The following is a 21,522-nucleotide window of genomic DNA, read 5'->3' as shown; positions in this document are numbered from 1 at the left end:
AGCGCCGTGTGGACGGCGCTCGATCTCAAGACCACCGCAAAGCCCAAGCCTTGCCGCGCAAAACTCAACCCGACATGCAATCAAAGCTGTCCGTAGAAGCCACTGTCTTGCCCTGGTCATTCTTCAGGTCGGCGCGCAGGTTGGTCTCGCCCAGGCTGCTTTCCACCAGCGTGTAGTGCTTGCCCTGCTTGAAGCCTTTGTAATCGATGGTCGCGCGGCAGGTCTGGTCGTCCTGCTGGGCCGTGCTCTCCTCATACAACAACACTTCCAGCTTGTGCTCACCCGGCTTGACCTGGAAGTAACGGCCATCCTTCAGGTTCTTGCCATCCAGTTGTTCAGCCAGCATCGAGTCCTGGGTTTCTTCCTTCAGGCCCACCCAGGCATCGTTCGGGTTGGGCTTGGGCATGGGGCCAGCACAGGCGGAGAGCAAGGCGACCAGGCCCATCATGGGCACCAGCATCAGCGTTTTCGCGTTCATGGGTATTCCTCGGATATCAGGGGGAAGAGGCCTGCGCCGGCAGGTCGTTTTTCAATCGATGCCAAGCTTGGGCCGCCCCCTCTTTCAACACCAATGAATCCCCGTGAAACGAATTTCAGGCGCGCCATAAAACATCTTTCACCTTGGTGAAAGGCTTGTGTTAGGTGGTTCCAGCAAGACTTGCCAGCATACGCAAACCCTTTGGAGGTTCCCGGCATGCTAGGGCTGGTAAAGACCGCATTGCTCAAGCCATACACGTTTATCGTGTTGGCGATATTCATCTGTATCATCGGGCCCCTGTCCGCGATGCGGACCCCTACCGACGTCTTCCCCGATATCGGCATACCCGTGATCGCCGTGGTCTGGTCCTACACCGGCTTGTCGCCGGACGCCATGGCCGGCCGGGTGATCTACACCTATGAACGCTCGCTCAGCACCACCGTCAACGACATCGAACACATCGAATCGCAGTCGCTGCCGGGCATGGGCATCGTCAAGATCTTCTTCCAGCCAGGGGTGGACATTCGTACCGCCAACGCTCAGGTCACGGCCGTTTCCCAGACCGTGCTCAAGCAGATGCCACCGGGCATCACCCCACCGCTGATCCTGAACTACAGCGCCTCGACGGTGCCGATCCTGCAGATGGCGTTCTCCAGCCCTACCCTGTCGGAAGCGCGTATCCGCGACCTGGTGCAGAACTCCATCCGCCTGCCGCTTTCCTCCGTGCCGGGCCTGGCCATGCCCACCCCGATGGGCGGCAAGCAGCGCCAGATCACCCTCGACCTGGACCCTCAGGCGCTGGCTGCCAAGGGCCTGTCTGCCCAGGACGTGAGCAACGCCCTGGCGGCGCAGAACCAGATTGTGCCGGTGGGTACCGCCAAGCTGGGCAGCGATGAGTACACGGTGCTGCTGAACAACAGCCCGGACGCCATCGAACAGCTCAATGACCTGCCGATCAAGACGGTGGACGGCGCGGTGATCACCGTCGGCCAGGTGGCCCACGTCCGTGATGGCTCGCCGCCGCAGACCAACATCGTGCGGGTAGACGGCCGCCGCGCCGTGCTGATGCCGGCCCTGAAGAACGGCAACATCTCGACGCTGTCGATCATCCAGGACATTCGCAACATGTTCCCGCTGATCAACGAAACCCTGCCGCCGTCGCTGAAAACCTCGATGCTGGGCGACGCCTCGGTGTTCGTGAAAGAGTCGGTGGGCAGCGTGGCCCGTGAAGGCATCATTGCCGCGTTGCTGACCAGCGCCATGATCCTGCTGTTCCTGGGCAGCTGGCGCTCGACCATCATCATTGCCGCCTCCATTCCCCTGGCGGTGCTGTCGGCCATCGCCCTGTTGGCCGTGAGCGGCCAGACCCTCAACGTCATGACACTCGGGGGGCTGGCGCTGGCCGTCGGTATCCTGGTGGACGATGCCACGGTCACTATCGAAAACATCAACTGGCACCTCGAACAAGGCAAGCAGGTGAAGGAGGCCATTCTCGACGGTGCGGCGCAGATCGTCGGGCCAGCCTTCGTGTCCCTGTTGTGTATCTGCATCGTGTTCGTGCCGATGTTCATGCTGCAAGGCATCGCCGGCTACCTGTTCCGGCCCATGGCCCTGGCGGTGATCTTTGCCATGGCCTCCTCGTTCATCCTGTCGCGTACCCTGGTACCGACCCTGGCCATGTTCCTGCTCAAGCCTCATGTAGTGGAAGACGGTGAAGGCCGCCACCCCGACGAGCCGTTCATCAACCACCACGAAGGCGACCAGCACAAGAAGCAGCACGGCGCGTTCGTGCGCGGCCTGCTGGGCTTCCAGGTGGGCTTCGAGAAACGCTTCGGCAACATCCGCGACAGCTATCACGGCGTGCTGGCCCTGGCCCTGGAAAACCGCAAGCGCTTCCTGGTCGGCTTCATGATCTGTGTGCTGGCGTCCTTCGCGCTGCTGCCAACCCTGGGCGAGGACTTCTTCCCCGCCACCGACGCCGGCGCCATTTCGCTGCACGTCAGCCTGCCGGTGGGTACCCGCATCGAAGAAAGCGCCGCCGCCTTCGACCGCATCGAGGCGCGCATTCGTGAAGTGATTCCGGCCAGTGAACTGGACACTGTGATCGACAACATCGGTATCCCGCTCAGTGGTATCGACATGGCCTACAGCGCCAGTGGTACCACCGGCCCGCAGGACGGCGACATTTCCGTCAGCCTGAAAGAAGGCCACAAGCCGACCGCCGATTACGTCAAGCAACTGCGTGAAGTCCTGCCCCACAGTTTCCCGGGCAGCACCTTCTCGTTCCTGCCAGCGGACATCAGCAGCGAGATCCTCAACTTCGGTGCCCCGGCGCCGCTGGACGTGAAAATCTCCGGCCCCGACAACGCCGCCAACCATGCCTACGCCCTGGAACTGCAGCGTGCCCTCAAGCACATCCGCGGTATCGCCGACCTGCGTATCCAGCAGTCCAACGGCTACCCGACCCTGCAGGTGGACGTAAACCGCGAACGCGCCAATGGCCTGGGCATCACCGAGCGTGACGTCACCAACTCCATGGTCGCCTCGCTGGCCGGTAGCTCCCAAGTGTCGCCGCTGTACTGGCTGAACCCGAAAAACGGCATCAGCTACTCCATCGTTGCCGCCACGCCGCAGTACCGCCTCAGCAGCATGCCTGAGCTCGAAGCCCTGCCAGTGACCGGTGCCAATGGCCAATCGCAGATTCTCGGCGGCCTGGCCACCATCCACCGCGTCGACACCGCTGCGGTGGTCACCCACTACAACATCCAGCCGACCCTGGACATCTACGCCAACGTGCAAGGCCGCGACCTGGGCGGCGTGGCCAGCGACATCCAGAAAGCCATCGACCTGGCCGCACCGCACCGGCCGAAAGGCGCCACCATCACCCTGCACGGCCAGATCGACGCCCTGCATGAAGCCTTCAGCGGCCTGTCCCTGGGCCTGCTCGGCGCGGTGGTGCTGATCTACCTGCTGATCGTGGTGAACTTCCAGTCCTGGCTCGACCCGTTCGTGATCATCACAGCCCTGCCTGCCGCCCTGGCCGGCATCGTGTGGATGCTGTTCCTGTCCGGCACCTCGCTGTCGGTGCCGGCGCTGACGGGGGCCATTCTGTGCATGGGTGTGGCCACGGCCAACTCCATCCTGGTGGTCAGCTTCTGCCGGGAGCGCCTGGCCGAGCATGGCGACGCCCTGCGCGCCGCCATGGAAGCCGGCTATACCCGTTTCCGCCCGGTGTGCATGACCGCGCTGGCGATGATCATCGGCATGCTGCCGCTGGCCATCTCCCAGGAGCAGAACGCACCGCTGGGCCGCGCCGTGATCGGCGGCCTGATTCTGGCCACCACGGCCACCCTGCTCTTCGTTCCGGTGGTGTTCAGCCTCGTGCATGGACGCCGCACCGCCACAGCATCCGTTGGAGAAACATCCCATGTCGTCTGATACCCTACCGACCACGCAAAAGAAGCCGTCGCGCAAGCGCCTGATGTTGTTGGGCGTGGGCGGGCTGACACTGGCCGCGGTGCTGGTGGCCAACGGCCTGGCCGCGCGCACCCGCCATGACGACGCCGTGGCCACCTGGACCGAAAGCCAGTCGGTGCCGATCGTCAGCGTGTTCCAGCCGATCCACAACACCACCGGCGATACCCTGGTACTGCCGGCCCACCTGGAGGCCTGGAGCCAGGCCATGATCCATGCTCGGGTCAGCGGCTACCTGAAAGACTGGAAAGCCGATATCGGCACGCCAGTGAAGGCCGGCCAGGTACTGGCTGAGATCGATAGCCCAGACCTGGACCAGCAACTGGCCCAGGCCCATGCGCACCTGCTGCAACAACAGGCGGACGAGAAACTGGCTGAAACCAGCGCCGCGCGCTGGCAACACCTGTTGAGCACCCACTCGGTCTCGCAACAGGAAGTGGACGAGAAGCTGGCCAACGCCACGGCCGCCAAGGCCAACGTGGAGGCTGCCCGCGCCGATTACGCGCGGCTGACCGACCTGTCCAATTACAAGACCCTGCGCGCGCCGTTCGATGGCACCGTCACGGCGCGCAATACCGACGTCGGCCAGTTGATCAAGGCCGACGCCGACGCCGGGCCAGACCTGTTCGAAGTGGCTGATACCCACCGCTTGCGGTTGTACGTGCCGGTACCCCAGAACTACGCCGCCGCCGTGCGCGCCGGCATGCACGTGACCCTGACCGTGCCGGAGCACCCGGGCGAGCAGTTCGATGCGCAACTGGTGGGCAACTCCAATGCCGTCGACATGAAGTCCGGCACCCTGCTGGCGCAGTTCGTCGCCGACAACCCCAAGGGCGTATTGCTGGCCGGCGATTACACCGAAGTCACCCTCAAAGTGCCGGCGGGCAGCCAAGGCGTGAGCATCCCCGGCAGCGCCCTGATCTTCCGTGCCCAAGGCACCCAGGTAGCGGTGGTGGACGCGCAGAAGCACGTGCACCTGCGCAACGTGCACATCGGCATGGACCTGGGCGCCACCCTGTTCATCGACCAGGGCCTGGCCCCTACCGACCAGGTGATCGACAACCCGCCGGACTCGCTGCGCGAGAACGACCCGGTGAAACTGGCCGACGCAGGAGATACCCATGCGCCTAAAGCTTGACCGCCTGGTAGCGGCGATGGCCCTGGTGCTCCAGGGCTGCTCGCTGGCGCCGACCTACAAGGTTCCCGACGCCCCGATACCGCTGCATTACAGCGGCCCGTGGCAGGCCGCGAAGCCTGCCGACAACGTCCCGCAACACTGGTGGTCGCTGTATCAGGACCCGCAACTCAACGACCTCCAGAGCAAGCTGGTCAAGGCCAACCCTGACCTGGCCGCGGCGTTGGCGCATTTCGATGCCGCCCAGGCCTACGCCAGCCAGTTGCATGGCGGCCTGTTCCCGCAGATCGGTGCCACCGGCTCGTCCGTGCGCCAGCGCCAGTCGGAAAACAAACCGCTGCGCGGCAGCGATCAGCCTAACGTGTACAACACCAACACCGCGGCGTTCACCCTGGGTTGGGACCTGGATTTCTGGGGTAAAGTACGCAACCGCGTAGCCGCTGGCGACGCCCAGGCCCAGGCGTCCGCCGACGACCTGGAAGTAGCCCGCCAGAGCCTGCAGCGCCAGCTGAGCAACCTGTACCTGCAACTGGCCGGGCTGGACGCGCAACAGGCCATCCTCAAGGCCTCGCTGGATGACTACACCCAGGCCCTGACCCTGACGCGTGACCGCTACGAAGGCAAGATCGCCAGCGAACTGGACATGACCCGTGCCCAGAGCGAGCTGGCCCAGGCCCAGGCGCAACTGGATGACGTGATCAACCAGCGCAACCTCACCGAGCACGCCATTGGCGAGCTGGTGGGCGAGCCGGCGACCACCTTCAGACTCGCGGCCATCGGCACGTTCCCGGCGCTGCCCGAGGTGCCGGCGCAACTGCCGAGCACCCTGCTGCAACGTCGCCCTGACATTGCCGCCGCCGAACGCCGGGTGTTTGCCGCCAACGCCAACATCGGCGTGGCCAAGGCGGCGTTCTACCCGGACTTCAGCCTGAGTGGCTACTTCGGTGGCCAGGACATGGGCGTGGGCAATGTGCTGAGCGCCACCAACCGCTTCTGGGCCATCGGCCCGGTGGTCAACCTGCCGATCTTCACCGGCGGGCGCCTGACCGGTGCCGAGAAACAGGCCAAGGCCGAATTCGCCGAAGCCAGCGCCCACTACCGTGGCAGCGTGCTGAAAGCGTTGCGCGAAGTGGAAGACAACCTCTCGCAACTGCGCGACCTGAAACAGGAGGCGGCAGACCAGCAAGCGGCGGTGGATGCCGCGACCCAGTCGCAGACCCTGGCCATGAACAGCTACGAAGCGGGGGCGGTGAACTACCTCGACGTAGTCACCGCGCAAACCGCTGCGCTGGATGCCCAGCGGCGCTTGCAGGACGTGCAGACGCGCCGGTTGCAAGCCAGTGTCGGGTTGATGGTGGCATTGGGAGGCGGTTGGCAGGCCGGGCAATAAAGCCGCGGCGCCGCCCTGGGCCAGGGCGCCGCCATGCGTCAGGCAGACCGCGATGCTTCACATAGGCGGTCACTCACCCGTCCAGGACCCACCCAACGCGGCCTGCAGCTGCACGCTGGTGACCAGCTGCGTGGCAACAAGGCTGAGCAAGGTCTGACGCTCACTGAGGCTGGTAGCCTGGGTAGTGGCGACGTCCAGGTAGTCGATCACGCCCGCTTCGTACTGGTCACGACTGACCGAGGCCGACTCTTCGGCCGATTGCGCCGAGTTGCGGCGAGCCTCCAGCTCCGGCTCCAAGGTGCGCAGTTCCACCAGGTAATCCTCTACTTCACCCAACCCGGTCAACACGGTCTGGCGGTAGGTGGCGACCTTGGCGTCGTACGCATGTCGTGCCTGTTCGACGGCCGCCTTGGTGGCGCCAAAGTCCAGGAGAGTGCCCGTCAGGCTCGGACCAATGGACCAGAAGCGGTTGGGCACCGAGAACAGGTTGCTGATGGTCGAGCTCTGGTAACCACCACTGGCACTCAACGTCAGGTCCGGGTAATAAGCAGCCGTGGCCACGCCGACGGCGGCGTTGGCCGCCGCCATGTCGCGCTCTGCGGCGGCGATGTCCGGCCGACGCTCCAGCAGGCGGCTAGGTACGCCCAGTGGAATGCTTGGCACGTGGTATTGCCAGGCCGGGTCGGCCGCCAGGGCGAAGTCCGCCGGCGCCTTGCCGATCAGCAAGGCAATGGCGTGCTCGTACTGGGCGCGCTGCCATTGCAGGTCCAGCATGGACGCCTGGGCGCTCTGCAGTTGGGTCTTGCCCGTGGCCAGGTCAGCACGCGAGGATATCTGCTCGTCATACTTGTTCTGAATGATCCGCAGGTAGCGCTCGTAGCCGGTGATGGTCTCGCGGTACAGGGCAATGCGCTGATCAAGAATGCGCAACTGGAAATAGTCCTGGGCCAGCGACGACTGGGCGCTGAGGGTAGCGTTGGCCAGGTCCGCGGCGCTGGCCTGGGCGCTGGCGCGGTCCTCTTCCACGGTGCGGCGCAGCTTGCCCCAGATGTCGGCTTCCCAGCTCAGGCTGAGGCTGGCCGAATGTTCCTTGCTGACACCGCCGCTGGATGACGTGCTGCCGGACGACGACCCGGTGCCCGTTTCACTGCGGGTACTGGACGCCGTGCCGCTAAGCGTCGGGAACAGGTCGGCACGGGATTCGCGCACCAGCGCCAGGGCCTGGCGGTACTGGGCGGCATACACCGCGACGTTCTGGTTGTTGAGTTGCACCTGCGCGGTCAACGCATTGAGTTGCGGGTCCTGGTACAGCTCCCACCATGGCCCCTTGGGCAGTTCATCCTGGGGGCTGGCGGCTTTCCAGCCCTGGGCTTCCTTGAAGGTAGCGGAAACCGGCGCGGCGGGCTTGTGGTAGTCCGGGCCGACCATGCAACCGCCCAGCAGGCTGCTGGCCAGCAGCACGGCAACACAGAGGCGGGAAGGCAGTAGAGCATTCATGGGTTAACCCTTGTCAGTCGGCCGCGCGCACGTGGGTGCGGCGGATACGCGTGTGCCAGAGGTGCCGGGTAGCACGGCTCAGGCGGTCGAGATAGAGGTACACCACCGGCGTGGTGAACAGTGTCAGCAGTTGGCTCAGGGCCAGGCCACCGGCAATGGCCACGCCCAGCGGCTTGCGCAAGTCAGCGTCGCCGCCACTGCCCAGGGCCAGGGGCAAGGCCCCGAAGAAGGCCGCCAGGGTGGTCATCATGATCGGCCGAAAGCGCATGCGGCAGGCCTCGATGATGGCCTGTTCGGGCGCAAGCTTGCGGTCACGCTCGGCCACCAGGGCAAAGTCGATCATCATGATCGCGTTCTTCTTGACGATGCCGATCAACAGCAGAATGCCGATCAGGGCGATCACCGTCAGTTGCATGTTCACCGCCTTGAGCAGCAAGAGCGCACCCACGCCGGCGGACGGCAAGGTCGACAGAATGGTCAGCGGGTGGATGTAGCTTTCATACAGCACTCCCAGCACGATATACACCGCCAGCAAGGCCGCGGCGATCAGCCAGGGCATGCTCGCCGCCAGCGCCGCGTAGGCCTGGGCGGTACCGGCGAACCCGGACTGGATATCACGCGGCAGCCCCACCTTGTCCACGGCAGCATTGATGGCCGCCGTGGCCCGCTCCAGCGACACGCCGTCCTGCAGGTTGAACGCAATGGTGCTAGTGGCTGACTGGCCCTGGTGCGCCACCGCCAGCGGTGCGTTGTCAGGGCTGAAGGTAGCGAACGCAGTCAGCGGCACTTGCTGGTTGTCACTGTTGATCACGTACATGCGGTCCAGCATGGTCGAGTCGCTGGTGTACACCGGGTCCAGGCCCATCACCACGTGGTACTGGTTGAGGGTCTTGTAGAGGGTCGCCACCTGGCGCTGGCTGTAGGCGTTGTTCAGCAGGTTGTCGATGTCGCTCACGCTCACCCCCAGGCGGCTGGCGGCAGCGCGGTCGATGTGCAGCTTGAGTTCCTGGCCACCGGTCTGGGAGTCGGAGTCGATGCCGGTCAGCTCCGGCAAGGCGCGCAAAGCGGCCTCGACCTTGGGCTCCCACACGCGCAGCAGGTCCAGGTCATCAGCCTGCAGGCTGAACTGGTACGTGGCGTTGGCGCTGCGCCCTCCCACGCGGATGTCCTCGGCAGGCATCAGGAACACCTGAATGCCGGCCACCTTGTTGTTCTGCTTGGTCAGGCGGTTGGCGATCGCCGCGGCACTGCTGGTGCGCTGCTTGTAGTCCTTGAGGCGAATGAAGAAGTCACCGGTGTTGCGCGAACCGGCGCGGCCGCTGCCGGTGGACGACATCACCGCTTCCACGTCGGGGTCGGCGGCCAGGTCGTGGGCGATCTGCATCAGGTGCGGCTTGAGGGCCTGGAAAGAAATGTTCTGGTCAGCGCGCACCGCGCCCATCAGCACCCCGGTGTCCTGGGCCGGGAAGAAACCCTTCTGCACCGTAGCGTACAGGTAGACGTTGAACGCCACGGTCAGCAGCAGGCTGAACAGGGTCAGCAGGCGGTGGCGCATGACCCAGGCCAGTGCCGCCAGGTACGCAGCCTGCAAGCGTGCCAGGCCGGCCTCGATCCACTGGTACAGGCGTGGCTCCCTGGCGTCATGCACCGGTTGGCGCAACAGCAGCACGCACAGCACCGGCGTCAGGCTCAGGGACACCACCATCGACAGGGCCAGCGCAACGCTGAGGGTGACGGCGAACTCGCGGAACAGCCGCCCGACGATGTCGCCCATCAACAGGATGGGAATGAACACGGCGATCAGCGACAGGGTCATGGACAGCACCGTGAAACCCACCTCGCGCGTGCCCATCAACGCCGCCCGCAGCGGGCGCATGCCCTGCTCCTGGTAACGGGCGATGTTCTCCAGCACCACGATGGCGTCGTCCACCACGAACCCGGTGCAGATGATCAGCGCCATCAACGACAGGTTGTCCAGGCTGTAGCCCAGCAGGTACATGACGGCGCAGGTGCCGATCAGCGACACCGGCAACACCACTGCCGGAATCAGCGTGGCGCGCAGGTTGCGCAGGAACACGAAGACCACGGCGATCACCAGCAAGGTGGCGATCAGCAGGGTTTCCTCGGTGTCATGCAGCGACGAGCGCACCGTGGGGCCACGGTCGATCACGGGAATCAGTTGTACGTCACCGGGAACCTCGCGCTGCAACTCGGGCAGCAAGGCCTTGATGCTGTCGATGGTCTGCAGCATGTTGGCGCCCGCCTGGCGGGTGACCCCCAGGGTCACCGAGGGCTGGCCGTTGTAGTAACCGCCGACGAAGGTGTCTTCCACCGAATCGTAGACGTTGGCCACGTCACTCAAGCGTACCGCGGTACCGTTCTGGTAGGTGATCACCAGTTGCTGGTAATCGCTGGCCTTGTCGATCTGGTCGTTGCCGTCGATCACCCAGCTTTGGCCATTGCCTTGCAGGATGCCCTTGGGCTTGGCCTTGGTGGCGTTGCTGACGGCTTCACGCACGGTCTCCAGGGAGATGCCGGCGTGCACCAGCAGGTTGGGCTGTATATCGATGCGCACCGCCGGCAGCGCGCCGCCGCGCACCGAGACTTCGCCCACGCCGTTCACCTGGGCGATTTTCTGTTGCAGCTTGCTGTAGGCCAGGTCGTATAGCTCGCCCGGGCTGCGGGTGGACGAGGTCAACGCCAGCATCAGCACCGGCGCTTCCGAGGGGTTGGCCTTGCGGTAGGTGGGCAGCGACGGCATGGAACTGGGCAGCAGGCTGCGCGAGGCGTTGATGGCCGCCTGCACGTCGCGGGCGGCGCCGTTGATGTCGCGGTCCAGGTCGAACTGCAGAATCAGCGTGGTCGAGCCCTGGCTGCTGGTGGACGTCATTTCGGTGATGCCGGCGATCTGCCCCAGGCTGCGCTCCAAGGGCGTGGCCACGGTGGCAGCCATGGTCTCGGGGCTGGCACCGGCCAGCGAGGCGCTGACCATGATGGTGGGGTAGTCCACCTGGGGCAGCGGCGCCACCGGCAGCAGCTTGTAACCCAGGATGCCGGCCAGGGTGATGCTCAAGCTCAGCAGCAAGGTAGCGACCGGCTTGCGGATAAACAGCCGCGACAGGTTCATGCGCGCGCCCTGCCTCGGTTCAGCCGTGCCTTGGCGCGTTCGCTGAGGCGGTCAAACATCAGGTAGATCACCGGCGTGGTGAACAGCGTCAGCACCTGGCTCAACAACAGCCCGCCGACAATCACCAGGCCCAGGGGCCGGCGCAGTTCGGCGCCGGCGCCGGTGGCCAGCATCAGTGGCAAGGCGCCGAACAACGCGGCCAGGGTGGTCATCAGGATCGGCCGCAACCGCAGCAGCGCCGCCCGGTGAATGGCATCGCGTGCGTTGAGGTGCTGGTGCTCGCGGCCTTCCAGGGCGAAGTCGATCATCATGATGGCGTTTTTCTTGACGATGCCGATCAGCAATATCACCCCGATCAGGGCAATCAAGCTGAACTCGGTGCCGGTCAGCAACAGCGCCAGCAAGGCGCCGATGGCCGCCGACGGCAAGGTCGAGAGGATAGTCACCGGGTGGATGAAGCTCTCGTAAAGCATGCCCAGCACGATGTACATGGTCACCAGCGCGGCCAGGATCAGCCACAGGGTATTACCGGTAGCGGTCTGGAAAGCATCGGCGGCACCCTGATAGCGCAGCGTGATACTGCTGGGGGCGTCCAGCTCGGTCATGACCTGGCTGATGGCCTGCTGCGCCTGCTCCAGCGAATAGCCGTCGGCCAGGTTGAAGGACAGGGTCACGGCCGGAAACTGGTCCAGGCGGCTAAGCGACAGCGAACCGGTGCGTTGGCCGACCTTGGCGATGTCGGTCAGGCGCACCATCTGGGCAGCGGTGCCGGTGGTACTGGACGAACTCGACGTGCTGCTCGATGAGGTACTGCTGCCAGTGCTGGTACCCGTGGTGGTCGTGGTCGTGCTGCTATTGCTTCCGGTCGTGCTGCTGGTGGCCGCGGCGAGGTAGATATTGTCGAAGGCTGCCAGCGACTGCTGGAACTTGCCCGGCACCTGCAGTACCACACGGTACTGGTTGGACTGGGTGAAGATGGTGGAAATCAGGCGCTGGCCGAAGGCGTTGTACAGCGCCGTGTCGACATCGGAGGCGGTGATGCCGTAGCGCATGGCGGCCGCGCGGTCCAGTTCGACGTAGGCCACCAGGCCCTGGTCCTGCAGGTTGTCGATGACATCGCGCATTTCCGGGCGGTGCTGAAGTTTCTCCATCAGCTTGGGGACCAACGCCGACAGGTTGGCGCTTTCCGAGTCGTCGAGGGTGAACTGGTACTGGCTGGGGGTGAGCTGGTCATCCACGGTCAGGTCCTGGGACGAGACCATGTTCAACTGCAACCCGGCCACGGCCTTGGCCGACTGTTCGAGACGGCTGATCACCTGGGTGGCGGTGTCGTCACGGTCTTCGAACGGTTTGAGCTCGATCTGCAGGCGGCCGTTGTTCAGCGAGTTGTTGGTGCCATCCACGCCGATGGTGGACGACACCGATGCCACGGCCGGGTCCTGGCGCACAACGTCGACCATCGCCTGTTGGCGGCGGGCCATCTCGCTGAAGGACACGTCCTGCGAGGCGCGGGTAAAGCCCTGGATCAAGCCGGTGTCCTGGGTGGGGAAAAAGCCCTTGGGCACCACCAGGTAGAGCAAGCCGGTAAGGGCAACGGTGCCCAAGGCGATCAACAGGGTCAGGCGCTGGTGGTCCAGTACCCACACCAGGCCGCGGTCGTAACCGTTCAGCACTTTCTGGTACTGGCGATCACCCCAGGCGGCGAAGCGGTTCTGCCCTCCCTCGGGCACATGGCGCAGCAGGTGGCCGCAGAGCATGGGCGTGAGGGTTAGCGAGACGATCATGGAGACCAGGATCGCGACCGCCAGGGTGATGGCGAACTCGCGGAACAGTCGGCCCACCACGTCGCCCATGAACAGCAGCGGGATCAGCACGGCGATCAGCGAAAATGTCAGGGAAATGATGGTGAAGCCGATTTCCTGTGAGCCCTTGAAGGCGGCGGCCATGGGCTCTTCGCCCTCCTCCAGGTGGCGGGAAATGTTTTCCACCACCACGATGGCGTCGTCGATGACGAAGCCGGTGGCGATGGTCAGGGCCATCAGCGTCAGGTTGTTGATGCTGAAGCCGGCCAGGTACATGACCCCGAACGTGCCCACCAGCGACAGCGGCACCGCCAGGCTGGGGATCAGGGTGGCGGTGAAGTTGCCCAGGAAGGCGAAGGTCACCAGCACCACCAGGCCGATGGACAACAGCAGTTCGATCTGCACGTCCTTGATGGACGCGCGGATGGTCTGGGTGCGGTCACTGATGACGCTCAGTTGCACCGAATCCGGCAGCGCGGACTGCAGGGTCGGCAGCTTTTTCTTGATGCTGTCGACCACTTCGATGACGTTGGCGCCGGGCTGGCGCTGCACGGCAACGACGATGGCCGGCTTGCCGTTGGCGGTGGCAGCCAGGTATTGGTCCTGGGGCGCCTCGGCGGTGGTGGCGACGTCCTTGAGGCGCAGGGCCGAACCGTTTTCGTAAGCCAGTACCAGCTCACCGTATTCCACCGCGTCGCGCAACTGGTCGTTGGCGTCGATGGTGATGGAGTGCGAGGGGCCGTCGAAACCGCCTTTGGAACCGTTGACGTTGGCGGCGTTGACCTTGTCGTACACATCCTCCAGGGTCAGGCCATGGGCGGCCAGGCTGGTGGGGTTGACCTCGATTTTCACCGCCGGCTGCTGCCCGCCGGCCAGGGTCACCATGCCCACGCCGGAAATCTGCGAGAGCTTGAGCGCCACGCGGGTGTTGATCAGGTCCTGCACGCGGGTCAGCGGCAGGCTGTCGGACGTGGCCGCCAGGGTCAGCACCGCGGTATCGGCCGGGTTGACCTTCTTGTAGGTGGGCGGGTTCGGCAGGTCGCTGGGCAGCAGGCTGTCGGCGGCGTTGATGGCTGCCTGCACTTCCTGTTCGGCGACGTCCAGGGACAGGTCCAGGGAGAACTTCAGGGTGATGACCGATGCCCCGGCCGAGCTGGTGGAATACATCTGCGACAGGCCGGACATCTGCCCCAACTGGCGCTCCAGCGGCGCGGTGACCGCCGAGGCCAGCACGTTGGAACTGGCGCCCGGGTACAGGGTGGTGACCTGGATGGTGGGGTAGTCGACTTCCGGCAACGCCGAGGTGGACAGCAGCCTATAGGCGAAGATGCCCGCCAGCATCACCGCCAGCATCAGCAGGACGGTGGCGACCGGGCGCTGGATAAACAACCGTGACGGGTTCATTCGGTCTTGTCGCCGGCAGCGGGCTTGGCGTTGTTCTGCGCGGTGTTGTCAGGGCTGGCGGGTTTTTCCACCTCCACCTTGCTGCCTTCACGCAGATGGTCGATACCACGGGTCACCACCTGCTCACCCTGAGCCACACCCTGGGTGATAACGGTCTGCTCGCCCAGCGCGGGGCCGACCTTGATGGTGCGGCGCTGCACCTTGCCGTCCTTGACCACGTAGAGGAACTCGCCGTCGCTGCTCAGCTGCACGGCGGCCGAAGGCACCACCACAGCGTTGTGCAAGGTGTCGGTGGTCAGCTTCACGTTGACGAACTGGTTGGGGTAGAGCTTCTCGTCCGGGTTGTCGAACAGCGCCTTGAGCTTGATGCTGCCGGTGCTGGTGTCGATCTCGTTGCTGATGAACTTCAGCGTGCCGTTGGCCAACGGCGTATTGCCCATCTGGTCCAGGGCCTGCACGGCCAGGGCTTCACCCTTGCGCACCTTGGGCAACAACGTGGCAAGCTGCGCCTGGGGCACGCTGAAGGTCACGGCGATGGGGTTGGTCTGGGTCACGGTGACGATGCCCGTGGTACTGCCCGATGTCACGATGTTGCCAGGGTCCACCAGGCGCAGGCCCACGTAGCCGTCGATGGGCGAGACGATTTTCGCGTAGATCAGGTTGAGCTTGGCAGCGTCGATCTGCGCCAGGTCGGCTTTCACCGCACCGGCATACTGGCCGACAGTGGCGACCTGGGTGTCCAGGTCCTGCTTGGCCAGGGAGTCCTTGGCGAACAGGCGCTTGTAGCGCTCGGCGGTCAACTGCGCGCTTTTGAGCAGCGCCTGGTTCTGCGCCAGGTCCCCCTGGTACTGGTCGAGGGTGGCCTGGTAGGCCCGCGGGTCGATCTGCGCCAGCAACTGGCCCTTCTTCACGTATTGCCCTTCGGTGAAGTACACCGCCTGCAACTCGCCATCGACGCGGCTGGTGACCGTCACCGAATAGTTGGGGATGACCGTGCCCAGGGCCTGCTGGATCACCGGCACATCCGCCACGCCGGCCGTGCCGACGGCGACGCTGACCGTGGCATTGGCGTCCATGCCCGGGCCGCCATGCCGGCCACCGGGCCCTGACGGCCGCGCCGCGCCGGCCTCGGCAGGCTGGCTGGTGGCTGGAGTGTGCCGAACGTAGACGAAGGCAGCGCCAATGGCTGCGGCTATCAGGAGCACAAGCATAAGGCGCTTGCGTGAGCGGGCTGCCGGGATCTGGGTCATTGAAAACTTCTGCGTGGGCAAGGGACAAGGAGTGGATCAGGCATGGACGATACGCTGGGCAAATCACTGGTCAGCATAGCCAGCAAATGTGCAGGAACTATGCACAAAGGCCTGCATTTTCGCAGGGCGGCGACCAGGGCCGCAGGGTTCGAGCCGTGCCGGGGAAATAAGTTCATGGGGGCATTTAGCCTTGGCTTGACGAGGGTCACAAGGCTGACGAACGAGCTTTGCCGATTCTTTACATTAAGGCCGGTGAGTTGACATTTCCGACAACAATCTCACGCCTCACCCTGCACGCCCGTAGCAGCGCACCTGGCCGCGTCACAGACGCCGCGCCACACCAGGCACACCCCTTGAGGCCTAAAGGATTCCAGTGCGCGAATGGCCGAAATGCCGGGCCACCCAGCGGTCGCCGCCCTTGCTCGACGCCTCGTCACACAACTGCGCGACGGCATTGAAGAAGGTCGAATGGCCCGCTTCGCTGCGCGGGATGACAGTCCCCACGCCCAGGCTGACGCTGAGCAACTGCTCGGCCAACGCCGCCCGCACATTCTGCAGGCAACGTTCGGCCACTGCCTTGGCGCCATCGGCCGGGGTGCCGGGCAGCAGAACCATGAAGGCATCCGCCGAACAGCGCCCCGCCACGTCCCTCGCACGCCTGGCCGTGAGGTCCAGTGCGGCGGCGATCGCGTTCACTTGCAGTTGAGCCTTGGCTTCCCCGTGCTGACGCACGAACAGGCGCAAATGGTCGACCGATACCACCATCAATGACAATGGCTGGCCCTGGCGCAACGCCTGTACCCACTCGCTGACCAGCAGGGTGGCCACGGGCCGGGCATCGGGTTGGCGGGTGATAAGGGACAGCGCCCCACGGGCAGGTTCTGTGTGCAAGCTCACCTTCGACTCCTTGTGCGGCATGCCTGGCCAATACGGCATGCCTGGCACCTTAAGCCTGAGCTTTCCCACTGTCCAGCCCAGCGCCCGGGAAGCGCGTAACCAGAGGGTAACGCCCCTGTTACCTGGCTTTACCTGGAGGTCTTGAACCTCAGGATGTCATAGGGCGCCTTGCGCTGGTCCTGGCCACCGTGCAACCCCGGCACCCGCTGCCACTGCCCCACCGTCACATACAGGTAACCGCCCTGCCAATACAGGCCATCAGGCCAGATCAGCCGCGAGTCACGCCCCACCAGGTGGAACTGCCCGGCACCGTCACGGCTGATCACCGAATAGCGCGAGGCATCGCCGAAGTACAGATTGCCCTTGTCGTCCACCGTGATGCCACCGTTGGAAGCCACCTGGCCTTCGAAGTGAATGTCCTTGACCAGGGCATCCTCCGGCCGGTTGAAGTCACTCAGGTTGGCCGTGTCGATGCTGTAGTAGTTCGGGTTGGTGGGAATGGTCCAATACAGTTTCTTGTGGTCGGGCGACAGCTCGATGCCATTGACCCCGCCCTGGGGCATGGTCGGCTTGTCCAGGCTGTAGGCATGGGGCTGGCCTTCTACGTAGGTCATGAAGCCCGGTGCCGGCGAGGTCTGCGGCAGGTTGTGGAACAGCTCGCGCATCTTGCCGGTGGCCAGGTCAACGACGATCAGCGAGCAGTCCGACGGGCTGGAGTAGCCGTTGTTGGAAATGTACACGGTGCCCTCGGCACCGTGATCGGGGTCGATGCGCAGGTCATTGAGTTGCAGGCTGTCGCGCATGAACGGCTTGTGGAAGACGATGGTCTTGATGACCTTGCGTGAGTTGATGTCGATACCTACCAGCTTCGCCGAGCCATCGGGGATACCGTCGATGCCAGGGCGTTTGCCTTCGTCCAGCACCCACAGGGTATTGCCCGCCAGGGTCAGCCCCAGGGGAGACACCAGCCAGTCGGTCAGCGGCTTGCCGGTGTCAGTGGTGGTGGCCAGGTCCGGAAACGCCACTTGCTTGCCGTGCACCAGTTCCACCACGGAGGGGAACTTATGGTTGCTGCCCGCCCGTGGCAAGGTCAGGAACGTGCGCCCGGTGGGCGTGACGACGATGCCACTGGCTTCAGTGTTGTTCAGCGCGGCCACCAGCTCGCCATCGCCGGAGGTAGCGGCCTGGGCCGTGCCCAAAGCGCCGAGGACGGCGGCGGCCAGGGTCCATTTCATCGCGTTCATGAGGGGGTTACTCCGTGTAAGGACTTCATTGAGGCTGAGCGTCGAAAATCGGCGTGCCGTCAGTGGGTGTGCGGATCAGCAGGTAAGGCGGCTTGCGGGTATCGGCATGCTGGCCCAGGCGGTCCCATTGGCCCAGCGTCACGTAGACCTGGTTGCCGGCCACGAAGATGCCGTCCGGCCACACCAGCCGAGGGTCGCGCAGCACCACGTCGAGGTGGCCATCGGGCCAGCGACGCAGGATCTGGTGGTGCTCGGCATCAGTCAGGTAAATGCGGTCCTGGGCATCCGTGGCAATGCCGTCGGTCATGACCTTCTCGCCCTCGTCACGAATCTGCGCGGCCAGCTTGCGGTCATCGTTGGAGAAGTCAGCCAAGGCGGCGGTGGGGATGCTCCACAGGTGGCGGCTGGTCAGCGGCGAGTAATACAGGCGCGAGCTGTCGGCGCTCAGGGTGATGCTGTCGACGCCGCCGTGGGGGAAGGCGCTGGCCTTGCCCTGGTAGCGCATGGGCACGCCGTCCAGCTGGGTGACAAAGTCTTTCTGCGGCACCACCGAAGGGTCCTTGCTCAGTACCCGGCGCTGCTTGCCGGTGGCCAGGTCGACCACCACCAGGGCAGGGTCTTCACCGAACGAAGAGTCGGCGACATAGGCCGTGCCTTTGGCGCCGTGGGTCAGGTCCACGCGCAGGTCATTCATGTGGCTGTCCTGGCGCAGGGCGTCCTTGAGCACCCAGGAGGCGAAGACCTTGTTGGTCTGCGGGTCGATGCCCACCACCTTGGCAGCCCCGGCAACGATGCCGTCGATACCGGCGCGCTTGCCGTCATCGATCACCCACAGGCGGCCCTGGGTGTCAGTGGTCATGCCATGCACCGAAATCAGTTTCTGCGCATCGCTGCGCGACGACGGCTGGCTGGTGTCGGCGTCGGGGTACGGCACCAGCTTGCCCTTGACCAGTTCGCCCAGGGTCATGCCGCTGTGGTTGATGGCGTGGCGCGGGAAGCCCACGAACACGCGGCCCGAAGGCGTCACCACGATGCCGGACGGGCCCGGGCCCGTGAAGGCGGCGACTTCGTCAAGCGAGCCGAGCGGGATGGCACTGCGGTCTTCGGTTTCGGCCATGGCGGGCAGAACGCTACCCAACAACAGACCAGCGGTTAGCAACAGGCTTGCGGATTTTCTCACTACTACGTCTCCGGATTTGACTGAAACCGGTTTCAGGCCGATGCTGAAAAAAACCCGAGCAACTGCATCGGGCCTGATCGGAGCGTCGGGCACACAGGCCATGACGCTGGATCCAGTATAGAAAGCGTTCCGCCTTTGCGGATGAAAGGATCTTCATCAACCCTCGAAAAGGAAACTGCCATGCCCCTGCACCCGCTGTCCAGCACTGTCGCCGCCCTGGCCCTGAGCCTCGCGGCCGTGAGTGCCAGCGCCGCCCCCAGCCACCTGATCAGCAGCCAGAAACTGCCTTGGCAGGTGGCCCAGCAATTGGCCGCCGAAGCCGTGCAGACCTGCGCGGCCAAGGGGTGGTCGGTCACCGCAACGGTAGTGGACCCCTCCGGCCATGCCCAGGCCGTGATCAAAGGTGACACCGTACCGCTGCAATCGTTGTCGGTGTCGTACCGCAAGGCCTACACCGCCTTCTCCTACGGCCAGGCATTCGACAAGGACACCATCAGCGAGTTGCTGGCCGGCCACTACGACGGCCCGGCCAATGGTGCGTTGAACACGGTACCCGAGGTGATCTTCATTCCAGGTGGGGTCACCCTGCGCAAGGCAGACCGCCAGGTACTGGGTGGCCTGGGTGTGTCCGGCGCGCCGGGTGGCGACAAGGATGAAGGCTGCGCGCTGGCGGCCGTGAAGAAATTCCAGCCGCAGTTCGAATAGCGCCTGACCAGGCCGCGTCAGCCATCAGACGGTGTGCCTGACACCACCCGATGCCTGGGACGCAGCCAGGTTCGCTACGGGGAATGTGCCGCCGCGATGAAAGTATTTTCACCTTGGCGGCTTTTCACACCGCCTTCACAAACGAAGGCGCACAGTACCCCTACTCCTTTGTGATGATTCATTTGGCCCGCCTCGTTGCGGGCTTTCTTTTGCCTGTTGAAAAGGGCCGCCTCAGCGCGAGCCACCCCCGCCGCCATTGCCGCCTGGGCCACCACCACCGCCTGGGCCGCCGCCACCTGGACCACCACCAGGGCCGCCTTGCATACCGCCGCGGTCACCCCCGCCACCGCCACCGCCATGGCCACCATGGTGTGGGTCAAAGATCCAGCAACCTCCCAGCGTCGACATCAACACCGCGACGATCGTCAGCTTCGCAAAGTACTTGTGCATGTGCAGTTCTCCCAGATGTGGACGGTGAAGCCGTCCTTACGGTTGTGACCGGAGATTGCAGCGTTTGCTCGCGCGACTTTGAAACAAACACGATACAAACACCCGCCGACGCGGCGTGCGAAGGCCGCTTTCGCGCGCAAGCCGGGCACCCCATGGGCAGCCCCATGTGGGTGAAAATGTCGACATCGGTGTCAGGCGCTGTATCATCGGCGCCGATTTGTACCGTGGCGACAACGCAATCCCGGGGGCCATGCCCTGCTTCAAGCGCTACCCCTGCGACCCTGCCTACCCCACCACCGACTACCCACACTCCGCAGCCGGGCCGCCTGAGCCAAGTGCCGCTGCAAGGATACTGCCGCATCGTGTCGAACCATCTTTTGTACCTGGTGTACGGCCAGAACCCGACCTACCACCGCGAAGCCCGGCTGAGCGTGCTCTCGGCCCTTGCCTGGCGCAACGCCGATGACGACTTCAGCATTCACGTCATGACCGACCAGCCTGATGTGTTTGCCGGGTGGCCGGTGCACGTCATTGCCCTGGCCAGTGACACCCTGGCTCAATGGCGCGGCACCCACGGCTATACCCATCGGATCAAGGCCTGCGCCATTGCCGCGGGTGCGCGGTTGGGCGAGCGAACCTTGTTCATCGACACCGACACCGTGTTCAAGGCTTCCCCCAGCACACTGTTCGAGGCGATCGCACCGGGTGCGTTCGTGGTCGACGAGTTCGAGTTTGACTGGCAGGAGGCCCGTCAGCGCGAGGAATTCAGCGCGCTTGCAAGGCATGCCGAGGAACATGGCCAGACCAGCGCGACGTCCTCCCTGCGCTTGTACAACAGCGGCCTGTGCGGCCTGCACCGCGACGACGCCGGGCTGATGGACGAGGTGATCGCCCGTATCGACCACTGGAGCGCTCAGGTAAAGGGCCTCCATACCCTTGAGCAAGTCGCCCTGTCGTTCAGCCTGGATGGGTTGCAGGTCACTGAAGGCCGGCCGCATATCGTGCATTACTATGCCGAGAAGGAATTTTTCCACGCCATGGCGGCGAGTTTCTTTGCTCACCATGGCAGCACTTTCAGCCAGGCACTGGTGGCGGCCAGCCGCGAATTCCCGCGCGCGCGCCCTCGCCTCTCACCGTTGCGCCGCGGCCTGGTCAAGCTGCGTACCGCCACCCTGCCCGAGGCATTGCAGCGCCCGGCGCGGCACCTGCTATACGGTTATCAGATGGGCGGCGACCGCTACCAGCAAAGCTGCGCACCGGTGTTCTGGAGCAAAGGTATCAAGGCGCTGGACAAGGCCGAACTGGCAATCACCCCGCAATGGCCCAAGGGCCTGCCGCGGCCAGGGCGCAGGCATCGAGCTTCGTTCGAGGCCTTTTTGCAGACGCTGGGCCGCCGCTGATCGGGCCGGGCGGGGCGACGGTCCGCAAGCTGCGCACCCCGTCACGCCCTGCCACCTGAAACCCCTGGACCGAGGTCTGTCCCCACTAC

14 protein-coding genes are annotated in these 21,522 nt (G+C 64.6%); 5 read left to right on the top strand and 9 right to left on the bottom strand.

Translation table 11 applies throughout. From position 1 onward, the window contains the following. Positions 1 to 64: 64 nt before the first annotated feature. Positions 65 to 478, bottom strand: a complete 414-nt coding sequence (locus tag QBK88_RS12075; protein ID WP_268149978.1) for a PA0061/PA0062 family lipoprotein — start codon at positions 476 to 478, stop codon at positions 65 to 67. 216 nt (positions 479 to 694) lie between these two features. Between QBK88_RS12075 and QBK88_RS12070 the strand changes: the two genes are divergently transcribed. Genes QBK88_RS12070 through QBK88_RS12060 form a run of 3 tightly spaced genes read left to right on the top strand, consistent with a single transcriptional unit; the run spans position 695 to position 6,477 of the window. Next, the gene (locus QBK88_RS12070) at positions 695 to 3,916 is read left to right on the top strand and encodes an efflux RND transporter permease subunit (protein WP_277962210.1); all 3,222 of its coding nucleotides are present in this window, start codon (positions 695 to 697) and stop codon (positions 3,914 to 3,916) included. After that, positions 3,906 to 5,090: an efflux RND transporter periplasmic adaptor subunit gene (locus QBK88_RS12065; RefSeq protein ID WP_277962209.1), complete on the top strand. Its 1,185-nt coding sequence runs from the start codon at positions 3,906 to 3,908 to the stop codon at positions 5,088 to 5,090. The genes QBK88_RS12070 and QBK88_RS12065 overlap by 11 nt, the downstream gene beginning before the upstream one ends. Beyond that, positions 5,074 to 6,477: an efflux transporter outer membrane subunit gene (locus tag QBK88_RS12060; protein WP_277962208.1), complete on the top strand. Its 1,404-nt coding sequence runs from the start codon at positions 5,074 to 5,076 to the stop codon at positions 6,475 to 6,477. Before QBK88_RS12065 ends, QBK88_RS12060 begins: the two co-directional genes overlap by 17 nt. A gap of 69 nt (positions 6,478 to 6,546) precedes the next feature. Here the strand turns inward: QBK88_RS12060 and QBK88_RS12055 are convergent, their stop codons facing one another. From QBK88_RS12055 to QBK88_RS12025, 7 genes are all read right to left on the bottom strand, one after another. After that, entirely contained in the window at positions 6,547 to 7,974 is a 1,428-nt protein-coding gene (locus tag QBK88_RS12055) for an efflux transporter outer membrane subunit (protein WP_277962207.1), read from the bottom strand. 13 nt (positions 7,975 to 7,987) lie between these two features. Then, entirely contained in the window at positions 7,988 to 11,101 is a 3,114-nt protein-coding gene (locus QBK88_RS12050) for an efflux RND transporter permease subunit (protein ID WP_277962206.1), read from the bottom strand. Then, a complete protein-coding gene (locus QBK88_RS12045; RefSeq protein WP_277962205.1) occupies positions 11,098 to 14,307 on the bottom strand; it encodes an efflux RND transporter permease subunit in 3,210 nt (1,069 codons plus the stop codon). The genes QBK88_RS12050 and QBK88_RS12045 overlap by 4 nt, the downstream gene beginning before the upstream one ends. Beyond that, complete coding sequence (locus QBK88_RS12040; protein WP_277962204.1) at positions 14,304 to 15,557, bottom strand: efflux RND transporter periplasmic adaptor subunit; 1,254 nt, start codon at positions 15,555 to 15,557, stop codon at positions 14,304 to 14,306. Before QBK88_RS12040 ends, QBK88_RS12045 begins: the two co-directional genes overlap by 4 nt. A gap of 360 nt (positions 15,558 to 15,917) precedes the next feature. After that, positions 15,918 to 16,454, bottom strand: coding sequence for a diguanylate cyclase domain-containing protein (locus tag QBK88_RS12035; RefSeq protein ID WP_277962203.1), 537 nt, complete (start codon positions 16,452 to 16,454; stop codon positions 15,918 to 15,920). Positions 16,455 to 16,582: 128 nt separating this feature from the next. Next, entirely contained in the window at positions 16,583 to 17,698 is a 1,116-nt protein-coding gene (locus tag QBK88_RS12030; RefSeq protein ID WP_277962202.1) for an L-dopachrome tautomerase-related protein, read from the bottom strand. 25 nt (positions 17,699 to 17,723) lie between these two features. Further along, positions 17,724 to 18,878 (bottom strand): L-dopachrome tautomerase-related protein, encoded by a 1,155-nt coding sequence (locus QBK88_RS12025; protein ID WP_277962201.1) that lies wholly within the window; start codon positions 18,876 to 18,878, stop codon positions 17,724 to 17,726. Positions 18,879 to 19,058: 180 nt separating this feature from the next. On the opposite strand from QBK88_RS12025, the gene QBK88_RS12020 reads away from it, so the two are divergent. Beyond that, positions 19,059 to 19,583 carry a GlcG/HbpS family heme-binding protein gene (locus tag QBK88_RS12020; protein WP_268149951.1) on the top strand — a complete coding sequence of 175 codons (525 nt, stop codon included), beginning with the start codon at positions 19,059 to 19,061 and terminating at the stop codon, positions 19,581 to 19,583. Positions 19,584 to 19,657: 74 nt separating this feature from the next. On the opposite strand, the gene QBK88_RS12015 is transcribed toward QBK88_RS12020, so the two are convergent. After that, positions 19,658 to 19,951, bottom strand: coding sequence for a hypothetical protein (locus tag QBK88_RS12015; RefSeq protein WP_277962200.1), 294 nt, complete (start codon positions 19,949 to 19,951; stop codon positions 19,658 to 19,660). A gap of 444 nt (positions 19,952 to 20,395) precedes the next feature. Here QBK88_RS12015 and QBK88_RS12010 point away from each other — a divergent pair, with 444 nt between their 5' ends. Beyond that, positions 20,396 to 21,433, top strand: a complete 1,038-nt coding sequence (locus tag QBK88_RS12010) for a hypothetical protein (RefSeq protein ID WP_277962199.1) — start codon at positions 20,396 to 20,398, stop codon at positions 21,431 to 21,433. Positions 21,434 to 21,522 lie beyond the last annotated feature (89 nt).

This window comes from Pseudomonas sp. RIT-To-2 (genome assembly GCF_029623465.1).
GTDB classification, from domain to species: Bacteria; Pseudomonadota; Gammaproteobacteria; order Pseudomonadales; family Pseudomonadaceae; genus Aquipseudomonas; species Aquipseudomonas silvicola.
Note: the sequence above shows the minus strand (reverse complement) of the source record. Positions and strands in the feature narration are given on the sequence as shown.